Below are 14,934 nucleotides of genomic sequence, written 5' to 3' on the forward strand. Positions count from 1 at the left end.
ATCCGCGCGCGGCGCTGCCGGCTCGCGGGCTTGCGATGGCCGGGGCCCGCGCGATCCATCACCCTCGCCGCCGGCCTGCGCGTGATGTCCCGCCCCGGCCCCAGGTTCCGCGGCTACCGGCGCGCGCGTAGCCTGGAGAGGATGTCGGCCGCCTCCTCGTCGCTCGCGTGTCTCCGGGTCGCCCTCCTCCACGCCCTCGGCCTCGGCGCGGCCGCAGGCTGCACCCGCCCGCCGCTCGGCGACGACACCGCGACCGCGACCGGCACCACCACTACCACCACGACCACCAGCGCCACGACCGCGCCCGCGACCACCAGCGTCCCGCCGGACCCCACCACCGGCGCGACCACCACCACCGGCGCCGCGACCACCCTCCTCACCACCGCGACCACCGGCGTCGACAGCAGCACCGGCCCAGTCACCACCACCGGCGAAGTCGAGCCGGCGACGACCACCACCACCTCGAGCACCACCGACGACACCACCACCACGACCTCGAGCGACGAGACAACCGGCACCACCGGGGCGACGTGCCGCAGCGTCTCGGCGCTCGGCGACGAATTGATGCCCACCGACCTGCTCGAGATCCCCGGGTGCGAGGAGTTCAACGCCTCCGACTGTTTTGATTACGTCCGGATCTGCGTGCCCGTGCCGGACGGCCTGCAGAGCTGCGACGAGTGCGTCCCCGACTGCCTCGGCGATCTGCCGGAGCTCTGCAAGGACTTCGGCTTCCTGGTCGCGTGCGGCCCCCTGCCCGCCGACGGTCAGTGCTGTCACGTCGTCCAGTACAGCTGGAATTGCCAGGACGGCCGACCCTTCCTGGTCGAAGGGACAGCTCGCACCGCCGCCCCGACGCGCCGCCGCGACTGGCTGGCCGACGCCACCGGCCCGGCCCCCGCCTTCGTCGCCGGCCTCGATCCGGCCGCGCGCGCCGAGCTGGCCGCCCTGTGGACCGCCGACGCCCTCGCCGAGCACGCCTCGGTCGCCTCCTTCGCGCGCTTCACTCTGCAGCTGCTCGCCCACGGCGCCCCGCCCGGGCTGGTCCAGGAGGCCTGCGCCGCCCAGCTCGACGAGGTCGTGCACGCCCGCCTGACCTTCGCCCTCGCCAGCGACTACGCCGGCGCCCCGGTCGGTCCCGGGCCGCTGGCCACCGACGACGCCCTGGGCGGCCCCGGTGACCTCGCCGCCGTCGTCGCCGCCGTCGTCCGCGAGGGCTGCGTCGGCGAGACCCTGGCCGCCGCCGAGCTCGACCTGGCCGCGAGGACATGTGAAGACCCGGCCCTGGCCGCCACCTTGCGGCGGATCGCCGCCGACGAGCAGCGCCACGCCGCCCTCGCCTGGCGCACCGTCCAGTGGGCCCTCGGCCGCGGCGGCCCGGCCCTGCGCCGCGTCGTCGCCGAGGCCCTGGCGGTGCGGATCGCCGCCCCGCCGCCCGACCGCCTCGACCCGGCGGTCCTGCGCCGTCACGGCCGCCTCCCCGCCGGCGAGCGCGTCGCCCTGGCCGCCCAGTGCATGCGCTCCGTGGTCCTCCCGTGCGCCCGCGCCCTCCTCGACGACCTCGCAGTCGCCCGCCCGACCACCGACCTGCCGGTCTGACCGCCGCGCAGACGACCTGGCCGCAAAGACATGTCGTGCCGGCCGGGTGCCGCGGCCGCCCGCCCCGCCGCTGCGGGTGCTACCATCGGCGCGTGCGCGCCTCCGTCGCCTCGTCGCCCTCGCTCACGCGCCCCAGAGGTGCTCTCGCGCCCGTCCTCGCCCTGCTCCTCCTGTCCCAGGGGACAGCCGCGTGCCACCGCCCCGCCGCCGACGAGCCGCCGCCCGCGAGCGCCCCCGTCGCGGCCGCCCCGGCCGACCTGCCGCTGCCGGCCCCGGCCCCGCCTGCGCGGGTGCGCGGGCGCAAGGTCCTCGCCGAGGCCACCTCGCAGTACTCGAAGATCCGCGTCGCCCAGAACGGCACCAAGCGCACCCTCGGCTTCATCCGCAAGCGGGGCGACGAATTCGTGCAGACCATCGTCGACCTCACCGACCCCGACGTCCCCGCGCATCCTTATGCGGAGACCATGGCCGCGCCGTTCATGGTCGTCGACGACCCGAAGCGGCTGCTGATCGTCGGCCTCGGCGGCGGGACCCTGGTGCGGTACTTCCATTCGCGCGTGCCTGCGGCCCGGATCGACGTCGTCGAGATCGATCCGGAGGTCGTGCGCCTCGCCGGCGAATGGTTCGGCGTGGTCCCCGGGCCGCGCCTGCAGCTCATCACCGACGACGCGGTGCGCTTCATCGCCGGCGAGGGCGAATCGTACGACATCATCTGGCTCGACGCCTTCCTCGACCCCGGGGCCCCCGGCACCGACAACGCCGGCGTCCCCGAAGAATTGCGCGGCCTCGGGTTCCTCCGCCGCGTCAAGGCCCGCCTCGGCCCCGGCGGCGTCGCGGCCTTCAACATTCACCATTTGACCGGCTACGACGCCCACGTGAACGCCATCGCCGAGGTGTTCCCGCAGGTCCAGGTGGTCCGCCGGCGGGACAGCAACGAATACATCGTCCTCGCATTGACGCGCGAGGAGCCGCTGAGTCCCGAGGCCCTGCGCAGCCGCGCGGCCGCCCTCGACGCGCTCGGCACCTGGGGGATCTCGTTCACCAAGCTCGCCGAGGCCACCTCCCCGTGGGAAAGGCGCCCCGCGCCATAAAATTGTGGCATTGCGGCATCGCGCTGTCGCACCCCGAAGCCCGCCATCTCCGCGGCTCCGCGATCGCGGGCCCCGGATTCGCGGCTCGCCGTCCGCGCAAAAAGCGCACGAACGTCACGTCGTCGTCACGCCCCGGTGTCAGCGCACGTCGGCCTCGCGAAGGCCCTGTAGCGAGCTGTGATAAGACGGACCGTAGGGAGACTCCAGCGTGATCCGGACAAGCCCGCTCGCCGCCACAATCGCCGCCCTGACGCTCACCGCCCTCGTCGGCGCCTGCGGCGACTCTGCCACCGAATCCGCCTCCGACGGCACGACCACCACCGGGTCGACCACCACCACCGACGGTCCGCCGACCGGCACGGACACGACCGTCCCGACCACCACCACCGGCACCGACGGCACCACCGGCAGCGTCCTGCCCGAGCCCGATCCGAACGTCGACTGGCCGACCCTCGAGTGCGATCCGCTCGACCCCAATTACTGCCTGTTCCCGTTCCCCAACAATGTCTATACCACCGCCGATCCGGCCACTCCGACCGGCCGGCGCGTCGCCCTCCCGCAAAAATCGCTGCCGATGTCGACCGGCGGCATCTTGCCCGAGACCGACGTGTTCGCCGAGCTCGACGGCTTCTCGGGCGGCCTGCCGGGGATGGTACACATGCCGGGTGCCACCATTACCGGCCTGCCCGGCCCGTGGAGCATCGAGCTCTCGCTGACCCTGGACAGCCCCACCATCGTCCTCGACGCCGACACCGGCGAGCTCGTGCCGCACTTCAGCGAGCTCGACATGTCGCACGGCGACGACGCCCGGCGCACCCTGCTGATCCGCCCCGTCGACCGCCCGCGCGACGGCGCCCGCCTGATCTACGCCGTGCGCAACGTCGTCGACGCCGGCGGCCAGCCGCTCGCGCCCTCGCCCGCGTTCGCCGCCCTGCGCGACCTGACCCCGTTCCCCGACGACCCCTCGATCGACGCTCGCCGCCCGCTCTACGCCGACATCTTCCAGCGCCTCGAGGAGGCCGGCGTCGCCCGCGACGACCTCCAGCTCGCGTGGGACTACACCGTCGCCAGCACCGAGAACATCACCGGCCGGCTCCTGCACATCCGCGACCACGCCCTGGCCCAGGTCGGCGCCGCCGGGCCCGACTACGAGATCGAGTCGGTCACCGAGAATTGCGACGAGTACATCGCCCTGTGCGTCGAGGGCGAGATGACCGTCCCGCTCTACCTCGACAAGCCCGAGTCGGGCGGCCGCATGATCCTCGACGACGCCGGCCTGCCGACCCAGAACGGCACCGCGACCTACCCCTTCACCGTCCTCATCCCGTACAGCGCCTTCACCGCGCCCTCGGCCCCGGTCGCCTACGGCCACGGCCTGCTCGGCAACCGCTCGCAGGTCAAGGCCAGCCACTTCCGCCAGTTCGCCGAGGACTACAACTACATCCTGTTCGCGGTCGATTGGGTCGGCATGGCCGAGGACGACATCGTCACCATCGTCGGCGCTCTCGGCGGCAACCTCCACCAATTCGCGGCGGTCCCCGACCGCGGCCAGCAGGGCATCCTCAACTTCATGCTCGCCACGCGGATGATGCTCGGCGACTTCGCCAGCGACCCCTCGCTGACGTACCAGGGCGACCCGGCGATGTTCGACACCTCGTCCGCCTATTACTTCGGCAACAGCCAGGGCGGCATCTTCGGCGCCACGCTGATGGCCGTGCAGGTCGACGCCACCCGCGGCATGCTCGGCGTCCCCGGCCAGCCGTACAACATCCTGCTCAACCGCAGCGTCGACTTCGACAACTTCTTCGCGGTCGTCAAGGGCGCCTACCCCGACCCGATCGACATCCAGGTCGTGCTCGGCCTGGTGCAGATGCTGTGGGACCGCGCCGAGCCCAACGGCTACAGCCACCACATCCGCGAGCCGCTGCCGAACACGCCCGCCCACGACGTCCTCCTCAACGTCGCCATCGGCGATCACCAGGTCACCACTCTGGGCGCCCACATCATGGCCCGCGCCATCGGCGACGTCGTCAACATGGGCCCCGTCAACCGCCCGATCTGGGGCCTGGAGGAGGTGGAGGGCAGCCACTCCGGCTCGGCCATGGTCGAGTTCGACTTCGGCCTCCCGCCCGAGCCGACCGTCAACGTGCCGATGAAGGAGGGCGAGGACCCGCACGGCGGCCCGCGCAAGACCGCGGCCGCCAACGCCTCGATGGACAAGTTCTTCCGCGAGGGCGTGGTCGAGACCTTCTGCGACGGGCCCTGCGACCCGGAGTGACGCCTGGCGGCACGAATGCCATGACATGTCCCACGGGGCATATCATGTCATTTCGCGAGCCCGCGAATCACTCGAGCAAGAAGGCGGTCAGGGCCGGATCCACGTACCCATTCCCGCTGCCGCCGAGCAGCAGCACCGGCCCGGTGTCGAGCAGCACCGCCGCGACCGGGAACGTCGGCGAGGGCAGCGACGGGCCGGGGGTGAGCGCGTCGGTGGCGGGATCGTAGAAGTGAGTGGCGACCCCCGGATCGTGGCCGGGTTCGCCGACGATCCACACCCGACCATCGGCGAGCACGACGCCCGTCGGCGCGCGGCTGAACGCCGTCTGCGGATCGGTGAACTCCTGCAGCGCGGTCAAGGTGTCGGCCGCCGCGTCCAGGCGCATCAGCCAGGGCCCCGGCAGGACGCTCTGCCCGGGGTTCCCGAGCAGGAGCACGCTGCCGTCGGGCAGGGTCAGCGCTTGCCGGCGGAAGGTCGTGGCGTCGCCGGCGTCGGCGCCGATCGTTCGACTGCTGTTGCCGGCGAAATCGATCACCTGGGGCCCCTGAACATCCCACGCGGCGTCGAACGAGCCGTTGATGCCGCCGAGCACCACGAGCTCGCCGTTGCCCCGCCACGCGGCCGATCTCACCGGCGCCAGGAAGGCGGAGGTGAACGAGAACTCGAGGTCGACCGGCAGCGGTGTCGACATTCCGGTCGACGGATCGAAGCGCTCGGCGACCACGAACGAATCGCCGAGGACGACCACAGTGTCGCCCGGCTCGGCAATTGCGATGATGTCGCGCCGCTCCTCCGTCAGCGCACCGACGACCTCGCTGGCCGACCCCTCGGGATCGATGCGCTCTACGTCGACGATCTTCGGCTCGAACTCGTGGCTCGATCGCCCCGAGAACACCAGGACGCTGCCGTCGCTCAGGGCCGCGCTGTCGTGCTCGAAGCGCGGCTGCAGCAGCTCGGGGCCGGCGACGAAGCCGTCCTCGCGGCGCCACAGCACCGTGCCGGCGACCGGGTCGGGGTCCTTGCCGGCGTCGGGACCGTCGGGCTGAAGTCCGCCGATCAGGAGCGCCCGACCGCCCGGCAGCGCCTCGAGCGAGAACACGCCCCTCGCGAGGTCGGCTCCATGCGCCGACAGTTGCGCGCGCATGGCCCCCGATCGCGGCCCTCGGCGGGCCCGAGTCGTCGCGCGACGCATGGGCGGGTAACGGCACGCGGACGCCCGTCGCGCTCTCGAGTGATTTGACCGCGCCGGCGCGGCGCGGCATCCTGCGGGGCGCGTGTCCGAACCGTCGCCTCCCGACGACGCGCTCCTCGTGGCCTGGCTCGCGGGCGACCGCAAGGCCGGCTTCGAGCTGTTCGAGCGCCACTACGACGCGGTCGCCCGCTTCTTCCAGAGCAAGGTCGGCGAGCACAGCGGCGACCTCGTCCAGCGCACCTTCCTCGCCTGCGTCGAGTCGCTGCCGAGCTTCCAGGGCCGCGCCAGCTTCCGCTCGTGGCTGTTCGCCATCGCCTACCGCCAGCTCTGCCGCCACTTCCGCGACCGCGCGCGCGAGCAGCAGCGCCTCGACTTCACCAGCGTCTCGGCCGAGGACCTCCAGCCCTCCGCCGGCGCCGCCCTCGGCCAGCGCGAGGAGGTGCGCCTGCTCCTCGCCGCGCTGCGACGGATCCCCGTCGAGCTGCAGGTCCTGGTCGAGCTCCACTACTGGGAGGGTCTCACCACCGGCGAGATCGCCGAGGTGCTCGAGATCCCGCCCGGCACCGTGCGCACGCGGCTGATGCGGGCCCGCGAGCAGCTCGACGCGGTGATGCAGCGGATCGCCGAGTCGCCGTCGCTGGCGCACAGCACCCAGTCGGGGTTCGAGCGCTGGGCGGCCGAGCTGCGCGCCCCGCTGCGGGCCCGGCGCGAGCCGGAGCGGCGGTGAGCGAGGCGCGAAAAAAAATCGACCGGCCCGGCGAGCAGGACGGCGGCGCGGGGAACCACTCCGGTGGAGCCGATTCGATGCCCGTCCCGCCGTTCGACCGCACCCACCATTTCCCCGACGTCGACCCCACCGACCCCGACGGCCTCGCCGACCTCGCCGGCCTGCCGCGGCCCGAGCTGCGCCGCACCCCCGAGCTCGAGGTGATGCGCGTCCGCCTCGCCGACGAGCTGTTCGGCGTGTCCGTGGCGACGCCGCGGATCGGTCGCTTCCGCGTCCTCGGGGTCCTCGGTCGCGGCGGCATGGGCGAGGTCTACGCCGCCCACGACGACGAGCTCGATCGCCGGGTCGCGGTCAAGCTGCTGCACGGCTCGCGCGAGGCCGGGCCGCTGGCGCGGGCCCGCCTGACCCGCGAGGCGCTGTCGCTGGCCCGCCTGTCGCACCCCAACGTCGTCCAGCTGCACGAGGTCGGCGAGCACGCCGGGCAGGTCTACGTGGCCATGGAGTACATCGACGGCCACGTCCTGACCGACTGGCTGCACGCCTTGCCCGCCGGTCCGCGCCGCTGGGAGGCCGTCCTCGCGGTGTTCCTCGCCGCCGGCCGCGGGCTGCAGGCCGCGCACGACGCCGGCCTGGTCCACCGCGACTTCAAGCCCGCCAACGTGCTGGTCGGCGTCGACGGCCGCGCGCGCGTGCTCGACTTCGGCCTGGCGCGCTTCTCGGGCGACCTCGAGGATGACCTGAAGGACATGTCCGAATCGCCAGGCGAATTCGCCGGCCTGACCGCCACCGGCGCGGTCCTCGGCACCCCGGCCTACATGGCGCCGGAGCTGTTCACCGGCGGGCTCGCCAGCCCCGCGAGCGACCAGTACGCCTTCTGCGTCGCCCTCTACCAGGGCCTCCACGGCCGCTGGCCGCACGCCGGCGACAGCTTCGCCGAGCTCGTCGCCGCCAGGACCTCCGGCGCGATCGCGGCCCCCGACCCGCGCCGCGGCGTGCCCGGCTGGTTGCACGCCGCCGTCGTGCGCGGCCTGGAGGTCGCGCCGGCCTCGCGCTGGCCGTCGATGGCCGCGCTGCTGCGGGAGCTCGGGCGCGACCGACGGGCCGCCGCCCGGCGCACAGTCCTGCGCCTCGCCGGCGCCGCCCTGGTCGGCGTGGCCGGCCTCGCCGGCACGCAGGCGTGGCAGGCCGCGCAGGAGGCCGCGCGAGCCGACCGCGCCGAGTTGCTGGCCGAGCGGCGCGCGAACGAGAGCGAGCGCGCGCAGTTCGAGCGGGCCACGATCGCCGCCGCCGAGCAGGCCGCCGAGGTGTTGCGCCTGTCCTCCACGCCAGGTCACGAACGCGACGCCCTGGTCCGCGGCATCCAGCTCGCGGCGCCGCACGGGCCCGACTTCGCCGGCGCGCCGGCGCTGGTGTTCGACGGCCTCGCCGCCGCGCTGCCCGCCCTGATCCCCCACGCCACGCTCGACGGCCGGCGCGGCGCAGTCAAGGTCGCCTTCACCCCCGACGGCACCCGCGTCGCCTCCCTCCACGGCGACGGCTCGCTCCGGCTGTGGGACGCCGACAGCGGCGCCGAGCTGTGGGCCACGCAGGGCGTCGAGGGTCACACGAACGCCGGCATCGGCAGCACCCTCGCCTTCGACCGCGACGGCACCCGCCTGCTCACCGACGGCGTCGGCCCGCGCGAGCGACCGCGCTGCACCGTCTGGGACGTCGCCACCGGCACGCTCACGCGCGAGCTGTCCGACTGCGCCGCGCCGCAGCTCGCCGCCGGCGGCGCCCACGTCGTCGGTCGCCTGCGCCCCGACGAGGACGACCGGGGCCTCGCCGCCTGGGACCTCGCCACCGGCGCCATCGCCTGGCAGCTCGCCGGCAACTTCGGCGACATCCTGCTCGCCCGCGACGGCCAGGCGGTGATCGTCGCCCGCGACGACCACGCGCTCGACCTGCTCGCGGTCGCCGACGGCCGCCGCCTGGCCCGCCTGCCACCTGTCCCCGGGGCCAGGCCGTCGCGCTTCGATCGCCTCGGCCTGGCCGCCGGCGGCGACCTCCTCGCGGTCGCCGAGGCCGAGGGCGAGCTGCGCCTGTGGGATCTCGACGAGAACCGCCTCCTGCGCTCGCTTGGCCCGGCCCACGGCGTGCCGCGCTTCCTTCACGACGACACCCGCCTCGTCCTCGACGACTGGCACCAGCGGCTCTACGACGTGACCACCGGCGACCTCCTCGCGCTGTGGCCCGAGCCCAGCAGCGGCGCCGTCGAGCTCGCCGGCGGCGCCGTCGTCTCGCGCTTCGACGACCAGCTCCTCCTGCGCAGCGGCGCCACCGGCCAGCTCGTCACCCGCACTCGCGGCCACCGCGGCTTCATCCGCGACGTGGTCGCCTCGCCTGACGGCACCCGCTTCGCCACCGCCAGCGACGACGGCACGGTGCGCCTGTGGCGGACCGGCGACCCGCGCGTGCTCCGACGCCGCCAGGCCCCGCCGGGCGAGCGCGTCACCGCCTTCGACGACGCCTTCGTCGCCACCCTCGACGAGGCCGGCGTCACCCGGATCCGCACCGACTCCGACGCGCCCGTGGCGACCATCCCGGCGTTCCCGGGCATCTTCGGCGTGCCCCTCGTCGCCCGCGTCCCCGCCGGCTTCCTCGTCTGGCCGTTCGCGGTCTACTCCCCGAGCGAGTGGTCGATCCGCCTGCTCGACCCGCAGACCGGCGCCGAACTGTTCCGCCACGTCGTCGCCGCCGGGGACGAGCGCGTGCTCGACGTCGTCACCGCCTTCGCCCGCGACGCCGATCGCGTCGCCGTCGGCCAGCGCGACGGCTCGCTCGCGGTGTTCGACACCCGCACCGGCGAGCGCGCCTGCACCCTCGCCGGCGACGGCCAGCCGCTGCACGCCGCTGCGTTGCGCGACGACGGCCGCCTCGGCGCCACCCACGATGCCCGCGGCACCCTCGCCGTCTGGGACCTGACGACCTGCCAGAAGCTGTACGCCGCCGCGACCGCCGGCTCCGAAGAACATGTCCGAGAGTTCAGGTTCGTGGGGACAGGCTCCTTCCTGGTCCAGCGCGGCGGGCGTGTCACCGTCTACGCGGCGGCCACCGGCGAAGTCCGCCTCGGCGTCGAGGACCCCTGCTCCGCCGACTTCGGTGACGCCGACCTCTCCCCCGACGAGACCCGCCTCGTCACCTACTGCTACGGCCCCGGCCGCGGGTGGCTCCGCGACGTCCCGAGCGGCGAGCTGATCGCCACCCTCGACGGCATCGACCCCTACGGCGACGTCCACGATCGCTTCTCGCGCTCCGGCGATCGCCTGACGGTGCCGGCCGACGACGGGGACGTCCTGGTGTGGGACGCCCGCACCGGCGAGCTGCTGGTGCGGATCCGCGACACCCACCGGAGCGACTGGCACGCGCCCCGGCTCGCGGACGACGGCGCCACCCTGCACCTCCACCAGGGCAACGACGCCGTCCTCACCCTCCCCGCGACGCGCCCCGGCGTGTTCGCGGCCGCCTGCCGGGCCCTCGCCGGCACCGACGCGCGCGCCGACGTCCGCGGCCCCTGCGAAGCCGCGCCGGCTCCCGCGCACATCATGCCCTGAGAGACATGTCCCTCACGCCACCTCACGACAATCGCTCCCCGCTCACCGCGACTTGCGGTGATTGAGCAGCGCCGGGAACCAGCGATAACCGACCCCGAACGCCACGTATTCGAACAGGCCCCACCCGGCGGTCGACTCGACGCCGTGGCGACCGCCGCGGGCCGTCCGCCAGGGCGTGATCCACAGCCGCCCCTGACCAGCCAACCCATGGTAAGAAACATCCCACGACGATACTTCATTGCCGGCCGCGCAGGCGCTGGCTCGTGGTCGCGACGTTTTGCCGCAATTTTAGCGCTCGCGTGTCTCCACGAACGCGGAAAAATCGAACTGCCGGTCCTTTCGATCGGTCGGTGTACCGGCCTGCAGCCGCCCGTAACGGAGCTCGCAGCTGCGCCAGCCAGCCAGCGCGACATCCTCGGCTTCCGCCAGGTAGCCTCGCCGCTCGTCGGGCAACAAACACCCCTCCAGTTGGACCTCAGGATCGAGATCCCACAGCCGCAAGGTCTCGTCGGCGAATGTCATCACATGACGTGCGTCGCGGAGGAACGCCGTCGTGAACATCGTCGAACTCTCGTGAGCGCCCAGGACGGCCAGTTCGCGGCCATCGGCGACCTGCCAGACGCGCGCCGTCAGGTCGGCGGCCGACGTGACCACCCGTGCGCCATCCGGACTGAAATCTCCAGAAATGGTGGGAGCGGAATGTCCGTTGAGCACCACGGGCGCGTCCGGCATGCCCAATGTCCAGATGCGCGGCAAGATGTCCTCGCCGATCGTGAGTACTCGGCGCCCGTCTCGGGAGAATCGCGCACGAGACACAACCGCGTTGTGCCCGCGGAGGACGAGCGGAGGGACGTCCGGAGCGAGCGACCACACTCGAGCCGTCCCGTCGCCCGAACTGGTGACGAACCGATCGCCGCCACGCGTGAACTCAATCGAGGTGATCCTGCCCAGATGCCCCGTCAATCGGCGCGGCTCGCCATCCTCCTCGATGCGCCACCTCCAGACCATGCCGTCTCCGAAACCGAGCACAACCTCCCCTCCGTCAGGGCTCAGCGCTGCGCAATCGAGCGCCGCGTCCCATCCAGAAAGAACGCGAGACCGATGGGGTGTTGCGCGGTACAAGACCTCGACCTTCTTGCCGAAGACCGCGACGATGACGTCGCCGTCCGCCGAGGCAACGAGCTCCGTGACGGAGTCCCCGTCCGGCTCGCGCAACTGCTCCGGGCTGTTCGGCTCGTCGAGCGCATACCGCAGCACGGCGCCGTCGAGCGAGCCAGTGAACAGGTCTCGTCCACTCGCCGAGAAAGCGAGCGCCTGTACCACGCTGCGGCGCTTGAATTCCAGCGGCGCTCCATCAGCGGAGACATCCCACGAGCGGACAATTCCGCCGTACGAGGCAGCGACGTGCTCGCCGCCGGGTGACACGGCGACTCGATATATCAACTCCTTGGAATTCGTCGGCGGGTGGAAGATGTGCGTCAGCAGCGGCCCACCCCGGGCCAGCGCCGAACGGAACAGCGTGGGATCCGGAGCTTTCACCTCCCGAAGCAGATACGGAGCGAGCGCTCGCGCGTGCAGCGGCAGCAGCAGCGCCTGGCTCATGATGTAGCGGTCGCGGTTGCGCGCGGATTCGGACAGCGCGCTCGCGGCCTCGACCGTTGCCCGGCGCCACTGGACCACCAGCGCACCCACCAACACGGTCAGCACCAGGACCGACGAGCGCTTCAATCGCCGCCATCGACGAGCCTGGCGCTGTGACTCCGCCAGGCTGGCCTTCACGAACGTCTGCGCCTCCAGTCTCAGCTCCGCGGCGACCGAGCTCGCCGCGTACAGCAGCGCGCCCCGCAACAACAAGTCGTCCGAGCGCCCGCCGTTCGTCCAGCGCTGCGCGTCGCGCTCGATCTCCAGCCGGAGCCGCAGCCGCTCACGGTTCGTAGCGATCCACGCGCTCCACGCCGCGCTCGCCGCGAACACGCTCTCATGAATGACCTCGACGACGCCATCCCCGTCGAGGCCGTGCTGATGCACGACGACGAGGCGGTGCTTCACCAGCGACTCGATCACCGGCATCACCGGGACAAGCGCCGCGAGCGGCGCCGTGCGCCGACGCGGCGCCTCGTCCTCGCCGAGCTCTGTGAGGTTCGCGAAGACGACCTCCCACGCGTCCGCAGGCTGCGAGCCAGCCCGCTCCATCGCCGCGAAGCGTAACGTCAACGCCCGCGCCAGGACATCGCCGTCGCCCAACTGCGAGCGGCGCAAGATCTTGTCCGGGGAGCCGCGCCACAGGTCCTCCATGGTCGCCTGCACCAAGGGGAGGCTTTCAGGCCGCGCTCGCACCGCGCTGAGGAGCACGTCCATCACCGCCGGTTCGATGAAGCCGCCGGCGAGCCCGGCAGGGCCCCGCAATGCCTCCCCGAGTTCCTCGGTCAAGTGGGGGACCGCGAAATGGACGCCGCTGCGACAGGCCTCCGGCAACGCCCCCAGCCGAAGCAATCGCGGGAGAAAGTCGGCGCGGATCGTCGCCAGGACATGAACATGAAATGCGGGGTGTTCGGTCGCGGCGGCCAGTGCGGTCAATACCTGCGCAGCACCCGTGCGCAGCTCGCCGAGTTCATCGAAGATCTCTTCGGACTGATCGAGCACGACGAGGATCGGTCGCGCTCGCCCTTCGTCCTGCACCCGGTGGAGCAGTTCGAGCAGTAGATCCGGGCATAGCCGTAGCTCTCGCTGTTCCTGCAGGCTCGGCGGAGGGCGGCCGAACGCGCGCGGAAGGCCGCTCACGGCCTGGGCGAACGCCTCGGCCGGTCGCTGTCCGGGTCGGAGAACGATCGCTGCGCCGGGATCATCGGTCCACGTCGGCCACCAAGCGGCGACCCCTGCCCGCGCCAGTGAGGACTTTCCGGAGCCCGAATTGCCGAGCAGCCACAGCCATCGCCGCTGCACGAGTGCCTCGAGTACGGAGGCAGTCTCTCGCTCCCGGCCGTAGAACCAGCGGGCGTTCGCCACATCGAACGATTGCAGTCCCGGATACGGCGACCCCTCGGCGAACGGGCCGTGGGAGCGATGGTCGGGGCGGCCTCCGCCCATGGCCCCGAGGATGTAGCCGGCGAGCGCGCCCCCAGCATCGTCCTGGTCCGTGAGCTCGTACACCGGTACATCGGGCTCGGACAGCATCACCGAGCTCCCGCCCGGCAAGCGCACGAAGAGTCGCCTGACATTGGCGGAGGCGGCCATGTCGAGCTCGCACCGCTGCCGGATAGCCAGCCCGCGGGCGCCGACGCAGCAGAGTACGAGGTCGGCTTGGCTCACGGCCCGCCGAATCGCCGGCTCCACGTCCTCTCCTGGGCGGATATCCCAGCAATCGAGCCAGACATGGACACCGGCGAACTCCAGCGCTCGCGCCAATCGGATCACCACCTGCTTGTCGAGCGGATGATGGCTGAGGAAGACGTGGCAATCACGGGCCTGCAAGGCCGGCGCGAGCCCGCGAACATCGCCGGACCATGCCCGCTCGAGGCGCTCGATCTCACGGCTGCGCCGCGGAAACTCCGTCGCCAGCCGGGCGAAGAACGACCGGTCGAGCAACCCTCGACGGTGCAGCACCTCCAGCCCGCCTTCGATCACCGCCGACGTGGACGCGATGCTCCCGGGTAACAACGCAGCGATCACCTCACCGCCTGGCATGCGTCCGATCCACGACCGGAAAGCGTCGCCGGTGAACAAGGAGCACATCAACTGAAAGATCTGCCGCTCGATCGACTCGGTGAGACCGTGGCCGACGATGTGTCGACGCAGAAGCTCGAGTTCGCCGGGGAGCACGTACTGCGGAAAACTCCGCAAGATCGGGGGAACGATCTCTACGGTCTCGCAGAAACGAACGAAGATCCAGCTCGCTCGCACCCGATCGTCCGCGCCGATTGAGTCGACCATGACGCCACCATCGGTGCCGGGGTCGCCGCCGTCGAGCAAACATACAACATGATCCACGGATGGTGGCGCCGGCGCCAGCCATTGCGATGGTTCGGCCGGCGACGTGCAGGGCGCGTCGAACTCGATGTCAGCGCCCCATCTCCCGAGTTCTCGCGCCAACCAGCGCGCCGGACCGTGATCACGTGTTCCGCAGCAACGGATGAGGATCCTCGGTGTATTCATGAGGCAGCCCCGCGCTTCCGGCGAAGCTACCAGAACCGGTGACGGGAGGCTCGACGAATCCCACCCGCTGGCGCAGCGCCGGTGCAAGACAGAATGGGCACCCCGTTCTGAGAATGTCCACGAGCGCTCTCCTGCAATAAAAAAGAGCACCTGGCGCACGGCGGTGCTCTTCCTGTCGGCGGCAATATGTCCTCACAGACAGGGCCGGCGCGGCATGTCCAGCGGCTGGCCCATCTCCGGCTTGCACACGCCGGGCGAGCCGGACTGCGACACCTCGTCGGCCTCCATGGGTCGCCGACGACTCG

At 72.1% G+C, this 14,934-nt stretch carries 8 protein-coding genes; 5 read left to right on the forward strand and 3 right to left on the reverse strand.

Features of this window, described 5'->3' with window-relative positions; all coding sequences use genetic code 11:
* Positions 1 to 141 precede the first annotated feature (141 nt).
* The 3 genes from O0S08_RS24465 to O0S08_RS24475 all read left to right on the forward strand — a co-directional run bounded on the left by O0S08_RS24465 (position 142) and on the right by O0S08_RS24475 (position 4,965).
* Positions 142 to 1,596, forward strand: a complete 1,455-nt coding sequence (locus O0S08_RS24465) for a ferritin-like domain-containing protein (protein ID WP_269041655.1) — start codon at positions 142 to 144, stop codon at positions 1,594 to 1,596.
* A 92-nt stretch (positions 1,597 to 1,688) separates the two neighbouring features.
* Positions 1,689 to 2,687 (forward strand): spermidine synthase, encoded by a 999-nt coding sequence (locus O0S08_RS24470; RefSeq protein ID WP_269041656.1) that lies wholly within the window; start codon positions 1,689 to 1,691, stop codon positions 2,685 to 2,687.
* Between the two features lie 208 nt (positions 2,688 to 2,895).
* Complete coding sequence (locus O0S08_RS24475; RefSeq protein WP_269041657.1) at positions 2,896 to 4,965, forward strand: hypothetical protein; 2,070 nt, start codon at positions 2,896 to 2,898, stop codon at positions 4,963 to 4,965.
* A gap of 67 nt (positions 4,966 to 5,032) precedes the next feature.
* Here the strand turns inward: O0S08_RS24475 and O0S08_RS24480 are convergent, their stop codons facing one another.
* A complete protein-coding gene (locus tag O0S08_RS24480) occupies positions 5,033 to 6,064 on the reverse strand; it encodes a Kelch repeat-containing protein (RefSeq protein WP_269041658.1) in 1,032 nt (343 codons plus the stop codon).
* A 175-nt stretch (positions 6,065 to 6,239) separates the two neighbouring features.
* Here O0S08_RS24480 and O0S08_RS24485 point away from each other — a divergent pair, with 175 nt between their 5' ends.
* Together O0S08_RS24485 and O0S08_RS24490 are read left to right on the forward strand one after the other, a co-directional pair.
* Positions 6,240 to 6,884 (forward strand): RNA polymerase sigma factor, encoded by a 645-nt coding sequence (locus tag O0S08_RS24485; RefSeq protein WP_269041659.1) that lies wholly within the window; start codon positions 6,240 to 6,242, stop codon positions 6,882 to 6,884.
* Positions 6,885 to 6,961: 77 nt separating this feature from the next.
* Entirely contained in the window at positions 6,962 to 10,477 is a 3,516-nt protein-coding gene (locus tag O0S08_RS24490) for a WD40 repeat domain-containing serine/threonine protein kinase (protein ID WP_269041660.1), read from the forward strand.
* 42 nt (positions 10,478 to 10,519) lie between these two features.
* Here the strand turns inward: O0S08_RS24490 and O0S08_RS24495 are convergent, their stop codons facing one another.
* Both O0S08_RS24495 and O0S08_RS24500 read right to left on the reverse strand, forming a co-directional pair.
* The gene (locus tag O0S08_RS24495) at positions 10,520 to 10,681 is read right to left on the reverse strand and encodes a hypothetical protein (protein WP_269041661.1); all 162 of its coding nucleotides are present in this window, start codon (positions 10,679 to 10,681) and stop codon (positions 10,520 to 10,522) included.
* 84 nt (positions 10,682 to 10,765) lie between these two features.
* Positions 10,766 to 14,446: an nSTAND1 domain-containing NTPase gene (locus O0S08_RS24500; RefSeq protein ID WP_269041662.1), complete on the reverse strand. Its 3,681-nt coding sequence runs from the start codon at positions 14,444 to 14,446 to the stop codon at positions 10,766 to 10,768.
* Between the last annotated feature and the right edge of the window lie 488 nt (positions 14,447 to 14,934).

It is taken from the genome of Nannocystis punicea (assembly GCF_026965555.1).
In the GTDB taxonomy this organism is placed as follows: Bacteria; Myxococcota_A; Polyangia; order Nannocystales; family Nannocystaceae; genus Nannocystis; species Nannocystis punicea.